The sequence below is a fragment of the Mariniflexile fucanivorans genome (assembly GCF_004341235.1).
GTDB lineage: Bacteria > Bacteroidota > Bacteroidia > Flavobacteriales > Flavobacteriaceae > Mariniflexile > Mariniflexile fucanivorans.
The window spans coordinates 242804-263825 of sequence record NZ_SLUP01000008.1 but is presented as its reverse complement, the minus strand read 5'-3'; the positions used below and the strand labels follow the sequence as shown (position 1 = coordinate 263825).

Genomic DNA, 21022 nt, shown 5'->3' with positions numbered 1-21022 from the left:
ATCGATTTATTTTAAATTATTACCACCTGGGTGAATTCCACCACCTAACCACTCGCCAGTAATTAGCCACATTTCATAATGATACAACCACTCCATAGCCCAAGGCATTATTGTACTAGTGATTGTTTTTGTATCATTCCATTCTTTTGCTTTTGGATAAAACAAACATAGCTTTTGTTTTTTATGGTCATATACATGCTCTAATTTATTTTTCCCTTCGGGTAGTTTAAGTTCTTTAGGTTCTAAAACATAAATTTTAGGACTGTCTCCTTTTTTGTAAGTAACTCTAACCAAGTATTCATCACCCAATGGAGAAGATTTTAATTTACCCTCCCAAACTATTTGACTGTATGTACTCATTTTAGTTTCTCCAAAACCATAATCTCTCTTTAAACCTGCAAACTGTTGCGCAATAGTGAGCTTTGGTGGTTTATTCATTACCAAAAAATTTATGTGGCTGAACTTTAGTCACTTCTTTTAATCCTGTTACAGCCGTTCCAACTAGTCCAAGATTTCTATCAACATTATTATTTCCGTTTTCAGTTAATATTCTCATGTTATTACCTATATCAGAGAATGTTTTAGTTACAGGAGCATCACCAAAAGATTTTTTTAATGATTCTGATAAATTAATTCTGTTGAAAGGAGCATTAAAAATTCCAAAATCAAGTTTTAATTTTTCTATCCAATCTTTGAAAAACTTTTCTCTTTTAGAATTAGGCAATGCCCATCTATCGGCAAAGTTTTCTGAAGTTTTTACAGGATTAGAAATCCATTTGACGTACTGACCAGTTTTTTCGTCTAACCTAACCTCTATGAATTTTTCCATATTATTGATAACATTTATTAATGCCTCCATAATATTATCTTCTCCATTATAAGCATGTGTTGCTAATGTTGTTAAAATACAAGAAATTGGTTTTTCTTTTTTATCTTCATCAGAATAATCTTTAAACATAATATCACGATGTCTTTTTAATAACTGGACAGCTCTTTGCAATGGCAATCGCTGTTTTTGATATTTTGGTGTAGGTTTTACAGATTCATTTAATGAGAATGTTTTCGTTCTAAGACCTTTAACATTTTCAGCACTTTTCATAAACCATATTGCATAACCAAATGGATTGCTTAAATACCAACTTAATGGGTTTGTAGATAAATAATAATCTGGTACTTTTTCTTTATCAGTAATACTCAAAACCAAGCTCTCAATTTTCTGGTCGGATAAATTTGAATAAGCTCTTTCCATTATTATTGAATGCCCTGATGTGTTTACAGCTGGAAGAATATCCATGTGGTACCTTTCATTTGCATTACCATTTTCTCTATATTTCAACGTCCAACATCTTCTTCCTTCATCATCAAGAATAGATTCATACTTTTTATGTTTACGAAGTTGATCACCAACAAGTTCCTTTACATCCTTTTGGGTCCAACTTTGTTTTTTACCATTTAATTCACATACAATATCCAAATCAATATCTCCGTCAGGATCTACAGTTTGAATTAAAGTTCCAATGATAAATGAACCCTGTGGACTAACAACAGGATTGTAGTTTGCTAATTCTGAATCATCATTAGTCAACCAATTTCCAACAGCCTTATAACTATTTACTGCAGCTTCATGTTGTGCTTCAGTAATACTTAAATTTTCTCCTAGGACATCTAATATTTCTTCTAATTCTTTTTTTTGTTGTGTAGTTATAGCCATTTTTTTTAATATTATAATGTTAATTGAAAAGCTTGTATTAATTTGTTAAAAATTTGGTTCATGTCTTGGTTTCCAAATCCATTGGATGTTAATGTATCTGTACTTGGTAAATCGTCTTTTATAGTGTCAACAAACTTTTTCAAATCGGCTTTAATGGTACCAGGCAAAACGAAACGGTCGTTTTCTGTGAGCATCATTACCATTCTAAACACATCATTTTTGTGTTTTTTGATATCTACTGTTCTCACATTTTGACCTGCTGCTTTTCTTTCAGTATTGTTTAAAAAGGCAAAAGCTTTTAGGCAAATTAAAGTTTGTGGTATTGCAAAATGCACCCCTTCTTTCACTTCGCTATGCTCTATGGTATAGTTATAATAGTTTTCGTCTAGCAATATGGCTGACAAACTGGATAAACCTTCTTCTACTGGAATTGGGGTTAGATGTGCGCCTTCATTGGCATCGATAACATCTGGAACTTTGCAAAACAATTCGAGTTGTTTTGGATAATCTGGATTGGCAGGACTTGCAAAACGGTAGCAGTTTCTTTCTTCTTGATTTTTTTGTTGTACAGCATATTTTCCGAGCTTAATAAATTCCCAAAACTTGGTTACAAACTCTGGGGACAAAGCTTCAACAATCAATATCATATCAATATCATCGGTAGCACGCGGTGTAAAACCTGCTCCTTCTATAATAATATCGCAAGCTGTTCCACCAATGATGATGTAACTATCTTGAAAATCTTTAAAATGTAGGCTAAAAACCTCTAATCCTACTACCATATATATTTTTCAATTATTTGTTCTAATCCCATTTCTACACGTTCATCATGACTATCTTTTAAGCTTAAATATAAAGATAGTGGATCAACTACAACTAGGTCATTATCCATTTCTTCTGCTATTGTTAATGGGTTGTATTTCCATACTTCAATGGCAAATTGACCTTCTCGATCATTTGCATTTACTAAACGATTGTTTCTTTTTAAGGCATAAAAAGTGTTTTTTTCTATGGCATAATAATCTTGTCTGCTTGGGTTTAAGCTTGTGTATTCTGGCATGGCAGAAGCATTGGATTTTAACATAAAACTATCGCTTGGCAATACATCTACATAAACTGTTTTTATTATTGGACTTACTAATAGCTTTTGTTCTTGTGCATAGTACCACAATTCACTTCTTTCATATTTAAACTTGATGTACTTTTCTTTTTCCCCGTTTACATCAATAAATTCATGTTGTTTTAAATCTTCTACAGCATTTGTAATTGCCATTGGCGAATAGTTTAGCTTATCGGCAATTTCATTAAAAGCATGTTCTTCAATTTGCCATTTGTTATACCTATGGATAATATGATAAAGCAATAGCAATTGCGCCGAAGGCATTAATGTCTCGCTTTTCTGTTTTGATTTTGGTAGTGAATAATTTTCGCTTAAATTGATCAATAGTTCCGGTAAAAACAATTGCTTTCCTGGAACAATAAAGTTGATTCTTTTTTCAATTAATCGATTTCTGTTGTAAGATAAAATAGTGTCTAGCACTAGCACTACTGTTTTATTCCAGGTGTTTTTAAGTAGCAGTAAGTGCTTATCTGCTTGAAGAATACTTAAATCATCCTCGTTTTTTAGTTCTACCAATACTATGTTTTTATCAAAAATTGTAGTACCATATAGCTTATACGCTTTAGAAAAATACATAGGCAAGTTCCCCAAATCTTTATTCTGAATTGGATTTACTATGGCATTTATGCCTAGTGTTTCGTTGATATAATTAATAGCTTTCTTCATAATTTATACCTTAATAAAGTCAAAAACAATCAATAAAGTGATTAACTTTATTGTGCAAATATAACTTTATTATATTGAAAATCATATATTAAAATATTTTTTAGGATCAAAACGCTCGTTTTCATTTCGTTGTATATATCCTAATTGATTAGTTCTCATTTGAGTTCTACCAATTTTGAAATCTTTAGTATTATGATGACTGTGTCCATAAATCCAATAATCTACATTAGACGCTTCGATAACATCAAAAAGCTCTACTGCAAAAGCTTCATTTAAGGCACTATTTTTATATATCTTAGGATACTTTTTGAATGTAGGAACATGATGCGTTACTACAATTGTTTTATCAGCATCATTCTTCTGCAATTCTTGATTAATAAAGTTGATACAATTAGTATGCAATTGATTATAATCATCAGTTGTTAACTTATGACCGTGGTAATTAATTACATGAAAATCACTTAGACCACGTTCAATACTCCACTGATTAGAAAGACTAATCTTTGACCACAAAGTAGAAAATATCAATTTTGTGTTTTGATAGTGAACTACCGAATTGTTTAATAAAATTACATTACTCCTGATTTCTTCATAAAAAGTTTCGGGCTTTGTGGCTGCATCAAAATAATAATATTCGTGATTGCCTGGAATCCAATAAGTCATTTGAAAATTATCAGATAAGAAGCTAAAAAAGTCTTGATGTTTATCCAAGACAACAAAAGGAACAATATCTCCTGCCAAAATCAATATATCCCCACTAGGAACTAACGGATTTGCATTAAAGAATTCCTTATTTTTGGGGAATTCCAAATGTAGGTCAGATGCATATTGTATCTTATTGACATTCATTCTTTTGGCTCTTTTAAATTAAATTCAATTCTTTTAAGTAGTTTTCCATTTGGTTTTCTACTTCAGTAAGTTGTTTTTTTAATTCTTTAATATTGTTGTGTGTAGCTTTTATATCCACTTCTTCTTCTTCTTCAAATGTATCTACATAACGAGGAATATTAAGATTGTAATCATTTTCAACAATATCAGCAATCGTAGCACGATAGCTGTATTTATCTTCTAATACAATGCCTTTTTCAGATGTTAGTGGTTTAGCTTCTTTAAATGATTTATAAGCTGTAACAATATGTTCAATATCTTTTTCTCTTAATTTATTTTGATTCTTTTCGTTTTCAAACTCACTACTCGCATCAATAAATAAAATGTCTTTGTTTATTCCTTTTCCTCTATTAAAAATTAAAATAGCAGCTGGAATTCCTGTGCCAAAAAACAAATTAGCAGGTAACCCAATAACAGCCTCTAATAAGTTTTCATCTATTAATTGCTTACGAATTTTACCTTCACTACTGCTACGAAATAATACTCCATGAGGTACAATTACACCCACTTTACCTACATCTTCATAGGTGGTTTCTACCATATGACTTATAAACGCATAATCTCCTTTACTTTTTGGTGGCACACCTCTATGGAAGCGGTTAAACTGATCAGAGGCTGCTGTATCTGCGCCCCATTTATCAAGCGAAAAAGGTGGATTTGCAACTACAATATTAAATTTCATTAGATTATCTTTCTCTAATAGTTTGGGATTGTTAATTGTATCCCCCCATTCTATAGTAGCACTGTCTTGTTCATGCAAAAACATGTTCATACGACACAAAGCCCATGTACTACCATTGTTTTCTTGACCATAAAGAGAATAGTTTTTTCCTTCTATTTCATTAGCTACTTTAATCAATAATGAACCCGAACCACATGCAGGATCACAAATTCTATTACCTGATTGTGGATCTACTAATTTTGCAAGCAGTGTACTTATTTCGCTTGGAGTATAAAATTCACCAGACTTCTTACCACTTTCCCCTGCAAATTTTGAAATTAGAAATTCATAACTATCTCCAATAACATCATTACCTTCTAAATGTGATGGTTGTAAATCTAATTCAGAAAAATCAACCAATAAGTTTTTCATTATTGCATTGCGTTGTTTTGTTTGACCAAACACCGTTTCGGAATTGAATGAAATACTACGAAATACCATTGCTAATTTGGCACGATTTGCATCCTCTAAAGCTGTTAATCCAATATCAATAATTTCACCAACATTAGCTTCATTGCGGTTTTGAAAAAGATAGTCGAAATTACTAACATCAGGCAAAATAAAACGCTCTCTTTTTAATTGACGTTGCACCATTTCTTCGTTATCTGGATATTTAATACGGTATTGAGCTACTTTATCTTTCCAAACATCCGATAGATATTTTATAAACAAAAGTGTAAGTATGTAATCTTTGTATTGTTCACTTCCCATTACAGGTCGTAAACTATCACAGGCTTTCCAAACTATATTGTTGATTTCTCTTTGTGTAATTTTAGTATTACCCATTTTCTGTATTTTATTTTCTATTTATTGTTTTTATCGTTTATCAAATCATTTAAAGAAGCAATATTATTCTTTTCTAAATAAGTACCAAGATGCATATCGCTTCTAACATTTAAGTTGATGTTATAATTTTTTTCAATAGTACCAATATGTGTATCACTTCTTTTTTGTCTTAATTCGCCAGTTTCATTTCTGCTTCTTTCTCCTTTCATACCAGGAGCATCGTTTTTTACTTTTGCCATGTTGTTTTTATTTTATTATTGTTGAAATTGTTGATTGAAATAGTTTTTGTTTCTCTTTTATTATATTGTTAGTTATATCAATATCTTTTAGATAAAGCTTTTGAATTTCTACCACTTTTAATTGTTCAGCAATAGGAATTAAATTAAAAGTAAAATCTGCCAACTCACTTTTTCGGATAGAAGGTATAGAACTACCAGAAGCAGATTGTTGAAAATACATCAAGTTTTTTGGTAGATTTAAAACTGAAACCAAATATTCAGGAATGATTTTAGATTTATCAACTCTTAAAATAAAAAATATAGATGATGCAATTGCTTTACCAAACTCCTTTTTATAAATTGTAGAAAAAAATCGAAATCCTTTGGCAACAAATAAAATGTCATCATTTTGTAAAAGATTAGTTATTGATTTATCATCCTCTTCTAAAGTAGTTTCATCTTCACCTATATATTGACCAAATTCATTAAAATGCTTTGCTTGCAAATAGGGAATCGTACCGTCATTACTAGGCCTACCATAATAACCGAACTGAATATTTGCTATTTCTTTTATTTTTAATTGCATTAGATTATATTTGTAATATTATTCATTTCTGATGCAAATATATAAAAATAAAGAATACAAATTATTTTTAATATTGTAGAATTATTCAAAAATAGAAATAAGTATCTTTATTTTTAAAATATGTTATTATAAAACCAACAAGCCCGCAATTTATGATTGCGGGCTATAATACTAACGTATCTGCGGATAGAGGGAGATTCGAACTCCCGATAAAGTTTCCCTTATGCTTGATTTTCAATCAAGTGCCATAAACCACTCGAGCCATCTATATTATAATATTATTTATCTACTAATAGTAAAATTTGGAAATGTTTAGGCTAATACTTTAATTCAAACTAACCCCTTCCTTAAGTTCAACACTTTCTTCTCCAAAAATCTTTATTAAAAAATCCTTTAGACTTGGAGCCAACATTCTGTATAATTCAATCTTATCTTTAGGAATATCTTTTTCTGATATTGTTAGAAAATATAAAATTGGCTGAGGCACTTCAAGTACCAAACATATTTTTTCTAATGTATCTGGGTTAGGATTATAACTACCCTTAATAATTTGGGATAATGCTGTAGTGCTTTTTCCTATTCGATTTGCTACTTCAACCTGAGTTAATCCTCTTTTCTTTATTAAAAGATTAATAACTTTACCTAGTTCCATAATTTAAAATTTTAACCAGACCCTGCAACAAATACTTTAGCCAAAGCTCCTATTAACTCAATAACTTTTATTGCAAATGAAAAATATTGCTTTTCATTTTTTGCGTTATTCAAGTCCTCTTTTATCTCGACTAATAATTTTCTATTTGAATCTGATGTGTTTTCTGAAGCAATAGCCTCGTCTATTTGTTTTTTTAACTCTTCTTTTAGTGGCATTACCTTAATTTATTTTATTAATAAATATTAAGGTTTAAACTTTTAAACCTTAATTAACTCGAACTTGTTAATTAAGATTGAAGAATGATAATCATCTAAATTTTTAAAATGAAAGCTATGCTGCCTTTTAAAAACGTCTTTATAATTTCTAAGATTTTTTCGAATATTTCCGAGAATACTTTTAATTCTCCCCTCTAATGTTCGTACCAACCTCTTACTATTCCTGATCTCATTAAAATCTTGAGATATCTGAACACGGACATACGCATCTAAATCCCAATCATTTAATATTGCTAATATCTCCTTTTCACTATATTGAGATATTTTCTTGACATCTTCATAATCAGGAGAACCTATAAGTATTTCAGACAGCTTTTCGAAAAAAGATTTCTTTTTTGTATCAAGTTTTACCTCTTGAATACTCTTTGCGGAAATTAAACAACTGAGTGAATTTTCTAGATCACTAGACATTCCGCCTCCATAGTATTTATGAACTTTAGACTTCAAAACATAACCTCCTCTTAAAACATCGTTCTTTTTTAAAAGAGAATCAACAATGACTTCCTCATATGGTTTCTCAAAGAAAGATGATATAGTTTTGGACAAACTCTCCATCAATAACAACATTTTATTCATAATTATTCAGTATTAAAATACGAATATAAGTAAAACTTACATATTATGCAAGTTTGTTTTTGTTTTTATTATTATATTAAGATTTTATCTCAATTTTAAAGTTGCTTTTAATGATGCAACTCCATACATATTCTCATTTCGATTCTAACGTTGCTTCACATAGAGAGTATTCTATTATACTTTTAAAGCGGTATAAAGTTACTTAATACAAAGTACATACTATCATAAAAAAATCTCTGTATAAGCGTGATTGTAAAACTAAGGGGGAGAATCTAAGGGAGAAGCAAGAGGGTAACACGCTAAAGCGATGTTACTTTTTTTACCCCCTTAGTTTTCAGTAGTTTCGAGGGTTTAAACGGACTGAATTCTAATCATTTTTCACGTAAAAACGCTGGTAAGCCAATAAAATCAATAATTTTTTCCGTGAAAAAATAGGCTTTTAGTTCACTTTATTGACTTTGTTGACTTTTGGTCTTTTTTGAAGTTATAGAAATATTTATGAGGAATTGAAAATTAGATTTTTACGAAAAGAATCGCTCAGCCCAGTAAAAACAATAATTTTTTTACTAAAAAATAAACTTTAAGCTTTGAATTCCCCAAAAACACTTCATAGTATTAGCTCGATAGATGTTGGGGCTTTTAATCCGTAAAAGAATTTAAAAATGCCAATATCTAATGTACTCACTTTTATTATTGATCAGAATTTTTAAATTTGTAAATGGATCTTACCAATCGACAAACTAATATTATAAATATTGTTACCGTTCAGGAAAAGGCAAGCTTAGGCATAATCAGAACATTATTGCAAGAGCCAATTAGCATTCCAACCCTTAATAGGGAAATAGACAAACTGATTTACCATAAGCTAATTTATCAAATTGGTAGGGGAAGAAACAAAGCCTATGCCCTATCTCCCAATTAAATTAACAATCTTATTTTAAATTGAAAATATTATAAAAACTACCGCACTCGCTCTGGCGAGTTTGGTTCATTTTTGAAGCGATGGATTCCCAACGCTCAATATAGAACTAATTTCCCCTTACCAATCACAAACATTCCCTTGCTCGGTGTTTGTTGACATTCTCTTTTAATTACCCTTCTATTTGTCATTCGAAAGGATTTCAGTAACCTTGTCCATACAAAACATCTGGTCATGTGGCAAAAGGTCAATGATCATTTCGAGAACCTTGGTCACACTACTTATTTTTGTATTATTACTATGCTTGGGATAAACGAAAGTGCCATTACCATCTAGTGCGTAATAGCACACTTCCAAGAGTGCCGAGATACTGCTCGTGATGTCCTCGTTGTCCGCTACTTCAAAACCAATGGTCTTTCGCGTTCTGTTACCATAAGCTTCTTTGTTTACTCCCGGGAAGTTTTCTATGTGTTTTTTGATTGCCTTTAATTTGTTTCTTTTCTTTTCCATGGTGCTTAACTTTCTGGTTCAATTTGTTTAATCAGCGTATTCACATTATCCAAAAACTCTCCTTCATCAAATGGCAATAGTTGGTTTGCCAGTTCCAATGTTTTACGAATATCCAAACCATGGTCTTCGGGAATTGTTGAGTTTTCGATATGGCTTGCCATGATACAGACATTTATTAAGGATTCAATGGTAATAAACAGATCCTTATAGCCCTCAAATTGTAAGAATGTTGGTTTGAATTTATCTTTCTTTACATTAGAAGGCTTTAAGGTTACCAATTGATACTTTGCTAATGTTAATAACCTTTTGAGGTCTTTCTTTTTTGTTTTCATGGCGCTTTAAGTTTTTATCTTTATATTCTTTTCTTTTTTTCTTTCATTGGCTATTCGTTTCTGACCCTTAAGCTAAATCTCTGATGACATCCAAAAGTTCCATTTCATTATGTGGTAGCATGTCCAAAACATAGCCTAAAACCTCTCTAATGTTGTGTTCTGGCTCAGGTATGGAACGTGTTGAACAATGGTCAGCTTCCATAGCGATGATACATACCTTTAAAAGATTTGATATCATGAAAGAAGTTTCTAAATAGCCTTCTGTGACCAATCCAATGGTATAGTGCCCTTTTTTAAAGGAATATGGTGTTAAGGAAGAGAAATCCTTTTTGGACAGGGATTTAATGAATTTCAATAATTCTTTTTCATTTGGCACTGAACTTTGATCTTTAGAAACTTTGATTTCTTCATTATTTGATACTTCAACAATACAGGCTTCCCATTTGTTTTTAAACAATGATACTCCCAATGATTCCATTTTATTGGCTTTCTCCATTATTTTATGGATTTGTTCTAGATTGATATGGTAATTGTTTTCATAACGTGTCGTTATATAAGCATCATCCAATAATTTTAAAAGGTGTTGCTCCTCCTCTATTTCTGAACTGAAAAGGTTGCCCATTTCTGGAGCAAATGTTTTTATATAGATTTGAAGCTCCTTAATACTATGGCTTTTCCGCTCCTTGCCCATTGTAAAAAGAGCGACAAAACGAAACCACAGTTCTATATATTGATGCATCATATAAGCAGCATGGGAGAGATTATTTTTTTCGATAAAAAAGGTCGCTCCATCCAAAAAGGCAGCTATTTTATTGCACTCCTTTTCGAAAAAGGATTGAATAATATTAAGTGTTTTTTCGGTAATATTATACTCATGAAAACTGTCTAATTCTAAATCAGTATTCTGAAATATTATTTTATCCCACGTACACCCATACACAAAAAATAGGTTTTCTTCTTTTAATTGTTGCAGGGCATATTCAAATGAAAATATTCGGTATAGAAAGTCCGTTTCTTCCTGAAATATTTTAGCAACCATCGTCGATAATTCATTCGTTAAGGAAGAACAGTTTCCTTTCAAGACGACAATTAGTAGGGATTTGTTATAGTCATCAAACTTAATGTCTGACTGGTAAATGTATTTTACCTCGAGAAAAGTTGTAAGCTTATTTACGACCTTTTCTATATGTGAATTAGTCTTTTGATCCATAATTTCTAAAAGTTTAAGTTAATAAATTCAGATATATATTTCCTATAATCGGAACTAATGTACATATAATAGGATAAAATACCAAACTGAAGTTTAGAAAATCGGAAAACTTTATCTTAAATATTAACTTTATATACTGAAAATAGGATAAATTCATGACTCAATTAGGACTATACTTTGCTAAAAAATCAATAAACAGGTCAGATGTGTCCCGTAAAACTGGAATTAGCAAAACAAGATTAAGTGAACTTGCAAATAACTTAAATACACAACTGAAGGTAAAAGAATTGTACTTGATTTCACTTGCTGTTGATGAAGACCCTGGTGAATTATTAAAGGAAGTGTGTAAAGACTTAAAACTCCCAATAGAAAAAGCTTATTGAAATAAAATCAAGTTCATTTTATTGTACTAACCTAGAATGAATAAGATGGGCAAAATGACCTACCGTGAACAAATAAATGTACATATATAAATCTATAAGCTTTTTAAAACCAAAAAAATATGTAGCGCCTTGAATAAAATCTACTAGTTTTTTATATAAATAATAAAATTTCCTTTCAATACACCCCCGTTACCATATGAGGAGGGTATTGAAAGGAAATTCTTTTTTGAGCCTTAAAAATTATTGGTTTGGTTTAGTGCTTGGTATTGTTGCTTCTTCGTTTTAAATCTAATTAGTAGATTATTTATATCCTCACTTATCTTTGTTTCCACTACCCTAGCATAGATTTGTGTTGTAGATAGCTTAGTATGCCCTAAAAGCTTTGATACGGTTTCTAGAGGCACTCCATTAGACAACAAAACCGTTGTGGCAAAGGTATGTCTAGCAACGTGAAAAGTGAGGTTTTTATGAATACCACAATCCTCAGCTATCTCCTTTAAATAAACATTAATTTTCTGGTTAGAGAAAAGAGGTAATACTTTTTCTCCATTATTGTGTTTGGAAAAGGCTTTGTATTTGTTTAAAATTTCTAGAGCTTTGGGCAAAAGAGGAATCTTAACCGTTTCATTTGTTTTTTCTCGTTTGGTAAAAATCCAATAATTGTTATCTATGCCCCTAGTAATATGATTGCTCTTTAGCATTTTGACATCTACATAAGAAAGACCTGTATAACATGAAAACAAAAAGCAATCCTTTACCCTTTCTAATTCCTCTTTTTTAAAAAAAGTGCTCTCTATAAGTTCCAGTTCTCTATCTGAAAGATACTGTCTATCAAACTTTTTGAATTTTAACTGGAACATTTGAAATGGGTTTTTGTTAATCCATTCCAGTTTACAAGCAAGGTTTATTATTTTTTTTAAGCGTTCTAAATGTTTCATGACACCATTATTGGTTAAAGTCAATTCGTTCTTAGAATTCCTGCTATTCCTTAAAAAAAACTCAAAATCACATATGAACCTATGATTTAGTTGCTTTAAATAAATATCACTTGTCTTTAATTCATTAGCTAAAAATTTATATAAATACTTTTCAGTAGTATAATAATTCTTCATGGTGCCAAACTTTAAAACATCAATCATGTTTGAATTATGATACTCAATAATATCTCTTAATGACTTATGATTTTCATCTTCACCCAAGAATCTAGCTTTTATTGAATTGGCAGAAACCATTTTACCCTCCGAAAATAATTGCTTTTGGCAATCCAATATTTTACTATATACCTCATCGAGATAAGCATTTAAAAATTTAATTTTTGACGTATTTCCCCTACATCTAGCCTTATCAACATCCCATTCACTCACTAGGACGATTCTTTTTAAACTAATTTCTGAACGTTTTCCATTAATGGTAATGCGAGCATAAATTGATAATTTATCTACTGAAACTGATAATTTCCTTGTGAAGAAAAGTACTGAAAATGTGGTGTTTGTCTTCATTTTACGAGTTTTAAGTTAAACAATTTTAATTGTAAAACAAAAGTCAAATTGCTCTTAAAAGCTCATTAAAATTACGACAATTCTGATTAGAATCCATTCACCGAATAGTACACCTTTTATTTGATTTTAATTGATTTCATTTGAAACCAAAAAAAATCAAAATACTGAAAATCATACAATTAACAGTATTTTAATTTTATAAAAATAAGGTTCGTCGGGATGACAGGATTTTAAAAACCTATACTAGGGTAGTTGCATACTATACTAATTCTAACATGCTTATAAATTAAGGTATATCTGTCTTTTTTGCTTTTTATGAATTGTCAAAATACGTCTTAGCCCAATTCATAACATCTACTAACAAAAGACAATAAATAATATCAATCCTTATTTTGAACATGAAAACAGACCAATTCTGTACTTATTCTGTACTGGACACCATAAAAAAAGGGTTTCAATCTCTTGAAACCCTTGTTATTCCTAGTAGCGGGAACTGGACTCGAACCAGTGACCTTCGGGTTATGATCTCTATATTTGTAAAACTCGAATCATGGTAACTGATCATAAGATAAAAGGAAACTATTCCTGCATAAAAAATCATTGAACTATTTTATGGCTTGAGATTGTTGTTCTTGGGCATCAAACCGAATGAGCAGGTTCTGTATATCCTCACTTATCTTGGCCTCCACTACCCTGGCATAAACCTGTGTTGTCGATAGCTTTGCATGTCCCAAAAGCTTGGAAACTGTTTCTATTGGCACACCATTGGATAGCATAACGGTTGTGGCAAAAGTATGTCTGGCAATATGAAAGGTCAGGTTCTTTTTAATACCACACAAGTCTGCTATTTCCTTTAGGTAGGCATTCAGTTTTTGGTTCGATATGTTTGGGAACAATGCGTTTTCTTGGCTCTTGTTTTTTTGTTTGCCTTTATAAGTTTCAATTACCCCCAATGCTTTTGGCAGTAAGGGAATCCTTATAACCTTGGTGGTTTTCTCTCGTTTATAATGGATCCAAAGTTTACCATCAATTCCAATGTTAATATTGTCTTCCGATAGGTTTATCACATCAATATAGCTAAGACTGGTATAGCAACTGAATACAAACAGGTCTTTTACCAGTTGCAATCGCTCAATGCTGAATTGTTTCTTTTCTAGGGACCTCAATTCTTCTGGGCTTAAAAAACAACGTTCCGTTTTTATGAATTGGGCCTTGAAGTTGACAAAAGGGTCTCTGTCAATCCAGCCCAATTTGAAAGCTAGGTTCACCAGCTTTCTAAGCCGCTCGATATGTTTCATCACGGTATTGTTGCCCATGGGCTTCTGATGGTCTTCCGGCATATGGTTTCTCAAGTGCTTTTCAAACTTTATTATGAAATTATAGTCAAGTTCCCTCAAATACATATCCGTGGTTCTATAGGTCTTTAACATAAACTTCGCCAGGTACTTTTGGGTTGTGTAGTAGTTTTTTTGCGTGCCCCATTTTAACTTGCCATCCATGTCTTCTTTATGGTAGCTTATAATATCATTTATGGAATGGTTCTGCTCATCTTCTCCCAAATACCTCGCCTTTACGACTTGCGAAGTTATTAGCTTGCCTTCTAATTTTAGATCTTGATAGCATTTAAAAAAGTGACTATTGGCTTCTTCTAAATAGTTATTGAGAGCCCTAGCATTTTGGTTGATCCCTCTTGCCCTACCCTTATGTGCATCCCAATCCTGTATGGGAACTTTTCTCTTTAGGCTGATTGTTGCACGTTTGCCGTTTACTGTAATCCTTGCGTAAATGGAGGCTTGATCCTCTTTTGCTCTGGGAAGGTCTGCCCAGAACAGGATGCTGAAAGTTGCGGTTGTTTTCATGTTTTCGTCTTTTTGTTAATAATTGGTTTATTATCAGACGAAAGCCAAATCACTTTAAAGATACATTTAATTGCCCAACTAATCGATGGATTTTAACAATTCGGTCAACACTTTTTTAAAATTGGTTTTGTTATCCGATTTGTTGTCCTTTTTAATTGCATTTTTTACTTTCAATTGAAACCAATAAAAATGCAAAAACCTGTTAATCATACGATTAACAGGTTTTTGGTTTAGATTGATACCCTATTTGTCGGGGTGGCAGGATTCGAACCTGCGACCTCCTGCTCCCAAAGCAGGCGCGATAACCGGGCTACGCTACACCCCGAAAAATTGCGGAGAGACAGGGACTCGAACCCTGGCGACAGTTACCCGTCGACAGATTAGCAATCTGCTCCATTACCACTCTGGCACCTCTCCTAAAATTTTATTTTGAACTTATGCAATAAAATTGCGGTTGCAAATGTAGTATATACATAATAAGAACGCAACTATTTTATTCGATTTTTTTAAATATTATTCAGGGTACTCAATTCTTAAATGGTAAATATTTGCTAGCTTGTATTTTAGGACTTTTTTTATGGACTGAATTTCCTTAAAAGTAATGTTCGCATTTAAAAATTGGCCACCTTCAATTTGCTTATCTATGATGTTTTCAACAAAAGCATCAATTTTTGTGGATGTTGGATCTTTCAAGCTTTTAGAAGCCGCTTCAACACTATCGCACATCATTAAAATGGCAGTTTCTTTACTAAATGGTTTAGGACCGGGATAGCTAAAATCTAATTTATCTACATCTTCAAAATCTTTTTTTTCTTGCATGTAAAAATAATACACCACACTTGTACCATGATGTGTTCTAATAAAATCTATCACCCTATCTGGTAAATTATATTTTTTTGCTATTTCTATGCCATCTATAACATGTCCAGTAATAATTCTAGCACTTTCTTTTGAGGATAGTTCGTCATGCGGATTAATTCCTGTGGATTGATTTTCGGTAAAATAGGTTGGGTTTTTCATTTTCCCAATATCATGATACAACGCTCCTACCCTTACTAACATGGCATTAGCACCAATTTCGTTAGCAGAAGCTTCAGCAAGATTTGCAACATTTAATGAATGGTGAAATGTGCCTGGTGCCTTATTTGAAAGTTCTTTTAATAACTTTGAATTAGTATCAGATAATTCTAAAAGCGATACATCTGAAACCAAACCAAAAATCTTTTCATACACGTAAATTAATGGTTGTACAAATAAAGTAGCAAGCCCACTTAAAACAAACCAAATAAACATTTCCCACTTAATGGTTTCAACACTACCTTCATGAATTACGAAAAACGCGAAATAGGCGATAATATAAATAAGAGTTATTTGCCCTACAGATATGAATAAATTAGCACGTTTATACAATTCTGAGACCGTTAAAATTGTTACAATACCAGCTATAATTTGAAGAAACATATACTCATAACTATTAGGCACAATAAATCCTAATAGAAGCACTGTAATTACGTGTGCAAACAAACCTAAACGCGCATCAAAAAATGCTTTGAAAATTAACGGTAAAATACAAATGGGCACTACGTAAATAAACTTCGAATTATAATTTACCACCAAAGTGGTTATAAAGACCATTAACAATATATTAAAGAAAATAAAAGTGACCTTCGTATTGTTTTCGAATACTTCTTCTTTTCTATAATTCCTTAGAAATAAAAGCAGCATCAATAAAGCCAATGAAACCAATAAGGTATAAGCAAAAAGTATCCAGTTGTAATTAGATTTGGTCCAAACCTGAGATTCGTATTCAGACTTTAATGAATTCAATTCCAAATACTTATCTCCTTCAATTATTTCACCTTTCGATATAATTAATGTTTCTTTTTCAACACTCCCTCTTGCATAAGCAATTTTATCCAACTCTTCTTGTACACCTTTTTCTGTAAAAGATTTATCAAAAGTTAAATTAGGTTGAATAAGTTCGAAAAATAACGCCGCAAAATTCGTTTTGAAATTTGTTAACCGATGCTTTTCTAAAACCTTATTTATTACTGGCGTAACAGCATCTAGCTTTATTAAATCTGAAAAAAAACCGTCTTGTTTTTTTACACGCTCATCAAGTATGGCTATAGCTCTATCTTCTGAAAAACTATAACTTTCATTTAAAACACCAAAAGCATAAAACGCATCTATTATTTCTTGACCGGCCTTATTTAAATTATCCAAAGTCCTTTTTGGAATGGAATCGGAAAAGGCACTTCTAAACTGCTGTTTATACAATTGGTTTACTTTGGCTTCAATGGTATTATCTATATCAAAATACAAAATGGAATTATCAATAATGGCTTGTTTTTCTGAAGCAATTTCAGCATCCGATTTCTTGATGGCAAAATCAAAAGGCGCATATAAATTTTCAGATTGCCAAGGTTTTCCTTTTTCAAAATTGTATTTAAACTTTCCGCTTTTTGGAAACAAATACACAATTAAAAAAGTGGTACAAACAAACAACAGTCCTTTATAAATCAAGGAATGGTTTCTATATAATTTATTTATAAAGTCTTCCATTTAAAAAGTTAATGAAATCAAAAGTAATAAAATTATAAGGCAATCCTATTTTTTATAATCATTGAATCGCTCTAATTTCTATTAAAAAATCATTATTTTCGCATACTATAAGTTTTAAGAATTATCTAATGCATAAAGAAGTAGTGATTGTTTCGGCAGCAAGAACACCAATTGGTAGTTTTATGGGGGCACTTTCAACAGTTCCTGCACCACAATTGGGTGCTATTGCAATAAAAGGTGCTTTAAACAAAATAAATTTAAAGCCAGAATTGGTTGATGAAGTGCTGATGGGCCATGTAGTACAGGCAGGAACAGGGCAAGCTCCTGCAAGACAAGCTGCTATATATGCTGGAATCCCTAATACCGTACCTTGCACGACTGTAAACAAAGTATGTGCTTCTGGCATGAAAGCCATTATGCAAGCAGCACAAAGTATTACTTTGGGTGATGCCGATATAATTGTTGCTGGCGGTATGGAAAACATGAGTTTAATTCCGCATTATTTACACGCCAGAACAGCTACTAAATTTGGACCTACCTCACTAGTTGATGGAATGCAAAAAGATGGTTTGGTTGATGCTTATAACCAAAATGCCATGGGTGTATGTGCAGATGCTTGTGCTACCGAATATAAATTTTCGCGTGAAGAGCAAGATGCTTATGCTATTCAATCATACAAACGTGCAGCGACAGCCTGGGATACTGGTAAATTTGATAATGAAGTTGTGCCTGTTGAAGTGCCACAGCGTCGTGGAGAACCCGTTATAGTCAGAAAAGATGAAGAATTCACTAATGTTATTTTAGATAAAATTCCGCATTTACGCCCTGCGTTTTCAAAAGATGGAACCGTAACCGCGGCCAATGCGTCTACCATTAACGATGGTGCAGCAGCAGTAGTTTTGATGAGTAAAGAAAAAGCCAACGAACTTGGTTTAAAAGCGCTTGCAACTATAAAAAGTTATGCCGATGCTGCCCACGAGCCTGATTGGTTTACTACAGCGCCTGCAAAAGCACTTCCAAAAGCTTTAGATAAGGCAGGGATTGATATTAATGATGTTGATTTTTTTGAATTTAATGAAGCTTTTTCTGTGGTTGGATTAGCTAACATGAAAATTCTTGGACTTAACGATAGTAATGTCAATGTGAATGGTGGTGCGGTATCACTTGGGCATCCATTAGGTTGTTCTGGCGCTAGAATTGTGATTACTTTATTAAATGTTTTAGAACAAAACAATGCCAAAATTGGTGCAGCTGCTATTTGCAATGGTGGCGGTGGCGCATCAGCAATTATTATAGAACGCAAAGAGGATTGATTATTTTTTATTTAAACATGGTTTTTTATTCAAGATTTTGTACCGTATCATTCACCACATATCAATATATAATTATCAATAATCAATAGACAATAATTATATGCAATACGGAATTTGTAATTTAAGCATTGTTCCTCTTAGAAATGAACCGTCGGATGCTAGCGAACTTGTTTCTCAGGTTTTATATGGCGATATTTTTAAAATTTTAGAACAACGTAAAAGTTGGAGTAAAATAAGACTTGCTTTTGATAAATATGAAGGTTGGATTGATAACAAACAACTTATAGAAATTACCGAAGAACAATACTACCAATTACATAAAGAAACCCTAAAACTTTCCTTTGATTTAGTAGAATTTATTGAAGACACCAATCAACAATTACACCCCATTTTACTAGGCTCGTCTCTTAATGGTTTATCTGTTTTAAATCACAAGCATGAAGGCACTGTCGTTGAAGGTAAAAAACCAAAAGACAATCTTATTAAAACCGCTTTTCTATATTTAAATTCACCTTATTTATGGGGAGGAAAAACTCCTTTTGGAATTGATTGCTCGGGTTTCACGCAAATGGTGTACAAACTTAACGGTTATAAATTATTACGGGACGCTTCGCAACAAGCGACACAAGGAGAGGCTTTAAGTTTTATTGAAGAAAGCGAGCCTGGAGATTTAGCTTTTTTTGATAATAACGAAGGTAATATTACCCATGTTGGTATTATAATGAGCGATAACTACATTATTCACGCCCACGGAAAGGTTAGAATTGATAGATTAGACCATTCCGGTATTTATAATGTGGACAGAAAAATACATACCCATAAACTTCGGGTTATTAAAAAAATAATTTAAAATAATTTAAAATAATTTCTTTCATTATTTTAAAACGATTCATTCATTTGAAAGAAAAATAAGCAATAAAAAACGCCGCAAATAGCGGCGTTTTTATTTATATTAAAATCAATTTTTTTAATTTTCAGCTTCTAAAGCATCAGCTTTTGCTTTCATTTCGTCGTGTTTCGCTTTTTCACCTAAAATACTGTAAATATTCGCTAATGTTTTAGCTGCACTAATGTTTTTACCGTCAATTTCAAGTGCTTTAGTTAAATATGGAACAGCCTGTTTGTATAAATCTAAACGTTGCTCTCTTAATTCATCATATCGCAAATCATCCTTTTTAGAACTACCTAAACCATTCATTTCTTTAATAATTGGTTCTTCTTTCGATAAAATTAAAGCAGATAAATTTATATATGCATTTATGTATTCTGGATCCAAAGAGATTGTTTTTTCATAATAAGCTCTAGCTTCTTCTGGATGTCCTGAATCTGCTGATATAACTCCTAAATTATATTGTAATTCAGGATTATTAGGATCCATTTGAGTTGCTTTTTCCAATAACCCCTTAAATTCCTCAATTTTACCAGTTTTATAATAAATATTAGCTTCAGATAAAATTAAATTAATATCCTCAGGATTTTCTTCTCTTGCTTCTTTAATGGCCGTAATTGCTTTATCATTATCGCCTTTGTCAACATAAATAAGTGCTATGTTTCTAACAATTTCAGGTTTTTTAGACTCGGTTATACGTTCTCCTGGGTTGTTATGGCTTTTTGCTTTTACATAAAGATCTCGAGTAGCTTTATCCAAAACTTCTTCTTCTCCTGATTCTACATTAGTAGCGAAATACTGTTTTTCAATACCTGTGTAACCTAAGTTTTTAAGTTCTTCATAAATAGTTAATGCTCTGTCGTAATCTTGAACATTAATAGCAGTAGCAGCTGCATAATAAAGGAACAAAGTGTCTTTAGTGCTTAATCTGTAAGCTTTTTCAAAATATTTAGAGGAATTTGCAAAATCTTTACTTTCATAAAATTTATTTCCTTTAGTTAGTAAACCATTAACCATGGTTTGTTTTAATTCAGAAGATTCTGAAACATAGTCTCCCTTAACGTTCTCTAAACTTTTTAAAGCGGCATCAATATCGTTCATTGAGCCTGCACCTCCTGCATATAAAGCCGAAGCGTTTAAATAATAATATTGAGCTTTATATTTATCATCCATAGTAGATAATAATGGCTCTACCTCTTTTAATGCAGCTTTTGCTTCAGCATAATTTTTCCCTGTTATAGCTTTATCCGCAGCTTTCAATTCTTTCTTTTGTGAAAATGAAAATGCGCTAACCGAAAGTGCTATAGCTATGATAATCTGTTTTTTCATTGTAATAATATTAAA

At 31.8% G+C, this 21022-nt stretch carries 21 protein-coding genes and 3 tRNA genes; 3 read left to right on the top strand and 21 right to left on the bottom strand.

Features of this window, described 5'->3' with window-relative positions:
- Nucleotides 1–6 precede the first annotated feature (6 nt).
- From EV196_RS16525 to EV196_RS16455, 15 genes are all read right to left on the bottom strand, one after another.
- The gene (locus EV196_RS16525) at nt 7–438 is read right to left on the bottom strand and encodes a hypothetical protein (protein WP_207902870.1); all 432 of its coding nucleotides are present in this window, start codon (nt 436–438) and stop codon (nt 7–9) included.
- Nucleotides 431–1711: a nucleotidyltransferase domain-containing protein gene (locus tag EV196_RS16520; RefSeq protein ID WP_132218883.1), complete on the bottom strand. Its 1281-nt coding sequence runs from the start codon at nt 1709–1711 to the stop codon at nt 431–433. The genes EV196_RS16525 and EV196_RS16520 overlap by 8 nt, the downstream gene beginning before the upstream one ends.
- Before the next feature lie 11 nt (nt 1712–1722).
- Complete coding sequence (locus tag EV196_RS16515) at nt 1723–2493, bottom strand: hypothetical protein (RefSeq protein ID WP_132218882.1); 771 nt, start codon at nt 2491–2493, stop codon at nt 1723–1725.
- The gene (locus EV196_RS16510; RefSeq protein ID WP_132218881.1) at nt 2487–3497 is read right to left on the bottom strand and encodes a MarR family transcriptional regulator; all 1011 of its coding nucleotides are present in this window, start codon (nt 3495–3497) and stop codon (nt 2487–2489) included. Before EV196_RS16510 ends, EV196_RS16515 begins: the two co-directional genes overlap by 7 nt.
- Nucleotides 3498–3578: 81 nt before the next feature.
- A complete protein-coding gene (locus EV196_RS16505) occupies nt 3579–4346 on the bottom strand; it encodes a metallophosphoesterase (protein WP_132218880.1) in 768 nt (255 codons plus the stop codon).
- A 13-nt stretch (nt 4347–4359) separates the two neighbouring features.
- Nucleotides 4360–5892, bottom strand: coding sequence for a type I restriction-modification system subunit M (locus EV196_RS16500; protein ID WP_132218879.1), 1533 nt, complete (start codon nt 5890–5892; stop codon nt 4360–4362).
- A 17-nt stretch (nt 5893–5909) separates the two neighbouring features.
- Nucleotides 5910–6131 carry a hypothetical protein gene (locus tag EV196_RS16495; RefSeq protein ID WP_132218878.1) on the bottom strand — a complete coding sequence of 74 codons (222 nt, stop codon included), beginning with the start codon at nt 6129–6131 and terminating at the stop codon, nt 5910–5912.
- Between the two features lie 7 nt (nt 6132–6138).
- Nucleotides 6139–6696, bottom strand: a complete 558-nt coding sequence (locus EV196_RS16490) for a restriction endonuclease subunit S (protein ID WP_132218877.1) — start codon at nt 6694–6696, stop codon at nt 6139–6141.
- A gap of 183 nt (nt 6697–6879) precedes the next feature.
- Nucleotides 6880–6965: transfer RNA gene (locus EV196_RS16485), tRNA-Phe, on the bottom strand.
- A gap of 56 nt (nt 6966–7021) precedes the next feature.
- Entirely contained in the window at nt 7022–7348 is a 327-nt protein-coding gene (locus EV196_RS16480; RefSeq protein WP_132218876.1) for a helix-turn-helix domain-containing protein, read from the bottom strand.
- Nucleotides 7349–7359: 11 nt separating this feature from the next.
- Nucleotides 7360–7563, bottom strand: a complete 204-nt coding sequence (locus tag EV196_RS16475; protein WP_132218875.1) for a hypothetical protein — start codon at nt 7561–7563, stop codon at nt 7360–7362.
- Nucleotides 7564–7605: 42 nt separating this feature from the next.
- Entirely contained in the window at nt 7606–8199 is a 594-nt protein-coding gene (locus tag EV196_RS16470) for a hypothetical protein (protein WP_132218874.1), read from the bottom strand.
- A gap of 1099 nt (nt 8200–9298) precedes the next feature.
- Complete coding sequence (locus EV196_RS16465) at nt 9299–9628, bottom strand: hypothetical protein (protein ID WP_132218873.1); 330 nt, start codon at nt 9626–9628, stop codon at nt 9299–9301.
- Nucleotides 9629–9633: 5 nt separating this feature from the next.
- Nucleotides 9634–9960, bottom strand: a complete 327-nt coding sequence (locus EV196_RS16460) for a hypothetical protein (protein WP_132218872.1) — start codon at nt 9958–9960, stop codon at nt 9634–9636.
- 67 nt (nt 9961–10027) lie between these two features.
- Complete coding sequence (locus tag EV196_RS16455; RefSeq protein ID WP_165876186.1) at nt 10028–11041, bottom strand: HEPN domain-containing protein; 1014 nt, start codon at nt 11039–11041, stop codon at nt 10028–10030.
- A 284-nt stretch (nt 11042–11325) separates the two neighbouring features.
- Here EV196_RS16455 and EV196_RS16450 point away from each other — a divergent pair, with 284 nt between their 5' ends.
- Nucleotides 11326–11553 carry a helix-turn-helix domain-containing protein gene (locus EV196_RS16450; protein WP_132218870.1) on the top strand — a complete coding sequence of 76 codons (228 nt, stop codon included), beginning with the start codon at nt 11326–11328 and terminating at the stop codon, nt 11551–11553.
- A 233-nt stretch (nt 11554–11786) separates the two neighbouring features.
- Here the strand turns inward: EV196_RS16450 and EV196_RS16445 are convergent, their stop codons facing one another.
- The 5 genes from EV196_RS16445 to EV196_RS16425 form a co-directional block, all read right to left on the bottom strand.
- On the bottom strand, nt 11787–13052 hold the full coding sequence (locus EV196_RS16445; RefSeq protein ID WP_132218869.1) for a site-specific integrase: 1266 nt from the start codon (nt 13050–13052) through the stop codon (nt 11787–11789).
- 605 nt (nt 13053–13657) lie between these two features.
- Complete coding sequence (locus tag EV196_RS16440; RefSeq protein WP_132218868.1) at nt 13658–14911, bottom strand: site-specific integrase; 1254 nt, start codon at nt 14909–14911, stop codon at nt 13658–13660.
- Between the two features lie 250 nt (nt 14912–15161).
- Nucleotides 15162–15236, bottom strand: a tRNA-Pro gene (locus EV196_RS16435).
- A gap of 8 nt (nt 15237–15244) precedes the next feature.
- Nucleotides 15245–15328: transfer RNA gene (locus EV196_RS16430), tRNA-Ser, on the bottom strand.
- 96 nt (nt 15329–15424) lie between these two features.
- A complete protein-coding gene (locus EV196_RS16425) occupies nt 15425–17476 on the bottom strand; it encodes an HD family phosphohydrolase (RefSeq protein ID WP_132218867.1) in 2052 nt (683 codons plus the stop codon).
- A gap of 128 nt (nt 17477–17604) precedes the next feature.
- On the opposite strand from EV196_RS16425, the gene EV196_RS16420 reads away from it, so the two are divergent.
- Both EV196_RS16420 and EV196_RS16415 read left to right on the top strand, forming a co-directional pair.
- Nucleotides 17605–18789 (top strand): acetyl-CoA C-acyltransferase, encoded by a 1185-nt coding sequence (locus tag EV196_RS16420; RefSeq protein WP_132218866.1) that lies wholly within the window; start codon nt 17605–17607, stop codon nt 18787–18789.
- 100 nt (nt 18790–18889) lie between these two features.
- On the top strand, nt 18890–19639 hold the full coding sequence (locus EV196_RS16415) for a C40 family peptidase (RefSeq protein WP_132218865.1): 750 nt from the start codon (nt 18890–18892) through the stop codon (nt 19637–19639).
- 117 nt (nt 19640–19756) lie between these two features.
- On the opposite strand, the gene EV196_RS16410 is transcribed toward EV196_RS16415, so the two are convergent.
- Complete coding sequence (locus EV196_RS16410) at nt 19757–21007, bottom strand: tetratricopeptide repeat protein (RefSeq protein ID WP_132218864.1); 1251 nt, start codon at nt 21005–21007, stop codon at nt 19757–19759.
- Nucleotides 21008–21022 lie beyond the last annotated feature (15 nt).

Excerpts from the sequence above, each read along its gene's own strand:
- EV196_RS16525 (WP_207902870.1), bottom strand. The coding sequence starts at position 438 with ATGAATAAACCACCAAAGCTCACTATTGCGCAACAGTTTGCAGGTTTA.
- EV196_RS16520 (WP_132218883.1), bottom strand. The coding sequence starts at position 1,711 with ATGGCTATAACTACACAACAAAAAAAAGAATTAGAAGAAATATTAGAT.
- EV196_RS16515 (WP_132218882.1), bottom strand. The coding sequence starts at position 2,493 with ATGGTAGTAGGATTAGAGGTTTTTAGCCTACATTTTAAAGATTTTCAA.
- EV196_RS16510 (WP_132218881.1), bottom strand. The coding sequence starts at position 3,497 with ATGAAGAAAGCTATTAATTATATCAACGAAACACTAGGCATAAATGCC.
- EV196_RS16505 (WP_132218880.1), bottom strand. The coding sequence starts at position 4,346 with ATGAATGTCAATAAGATACAATATGCATCTGACCTACATTTGGAATTC.
- EV196_RS16500 (WP_132218879.1), bottom strand. The coding sequence starts at position 5,892 with ATGGGTAATACTAAAATTACACAAAGAGAAATCAACAATATAGTTTGG.
- EV196_RS16495 (WP_132218878.1), bottom strand. The coding sequence starts at position 6,131 with ATGGCAAAAGTAAAAAACGATGCTCCTGGTATGAAAGGAGAAAGAAGC.
- EV196_RS16490 (WP_132218877.1), bottom strand. The coding sequence starts at position 6,696 with ATGCAATTAAAAATAAAAGAAATAGCAAATATTCAGTTCGGTTATTAT.
- EV196_RS16480 (WP_132218876.1), bottom strand. The coding sequence starts at position 7,348 with ATGGAACTAGGTAAAGTTATTAATCTTTTAATAAAGAAAAGAGGATTA.
- EV196_RS16475 (WP_132218875.1), bottom strand. The coding sequence starts at position 7,563 with ATGCCACTAAAAGAAGAGTTAAAAAAACAAATAGACGAGGCTATTGCT.
- EV196_RS16470 (WP_132218874.1), bottom strand. The coding sequence starts at position 8,199 with ATGAATAAAATGTTGTTATTGATGGAGAGTTTGTCCAAAACTATATCA.
- EV196_RS16465 (WP_132218873.1), bottom strand. The coding sequence starts at position 9,628 with ATGGAAAAGAAAAGAAACAAATTAAAGGCAATCAAAAAACACATAGAA.
- EV196_RS16460 (WP_132218872.1), bottom strand. The coding sequence starts at position 9,960 with ATGAAAACAAAAAAGAAAGACCTCAAAAGGTTATTAACATTAGCAAAG.
- EV196_RS16450 (WP_132218870.1), top strand. The coding sequence starts at position 11,326 with ATGACTCAATTAGGACTATACTTTGCTAAAAAATCAATAAACAGGTCA.
- EV196_RS16445 (WP_132218869.1), bottom strand. The coding sequence starts at position 13,052 with ATGAAGACAAACACCACATTTTCAGTACTTTTCTTCACAAGGAAATTA.
- EV196_RS16440 (WP_132218868.1), bottom strand. The coding sequence starts at position 14,911 with ATGAAAACAACCGCAACTTTCAGCATCCTGTTCTGGGCAGACCTTCCC.
- EV196_RS16425 (WP_132218867.1), bottom strand. The coding sequence starts at position 17,476 with ATGGAAGACTTTATAAATAAATTATATAGAAACCATTCCTTGATTTAT.
- EV196_RS16420 (WP_132218866.1), top strand. The coding sequence starts at position 17,605 with ATGCATAAAGAAGTAGTGATTGTTTCGGCAGCAAGAACACCAATTGGT.
- EV196_RS16415 (WP_132218865.1), top strand. The coding sequence starts at position 18,890 with ATGCAATACGGAATTTGTAATTTAAGCATTGTTCCTCTTAGAAATGAA.
- EV196_RS16410 (WP_132218864.1), bottom strand. The coding sequence starts at position 21,007 with ATGAAAAAACAGATTATCATAGCTATAGCACTTTCGGTTAGCGCATTT.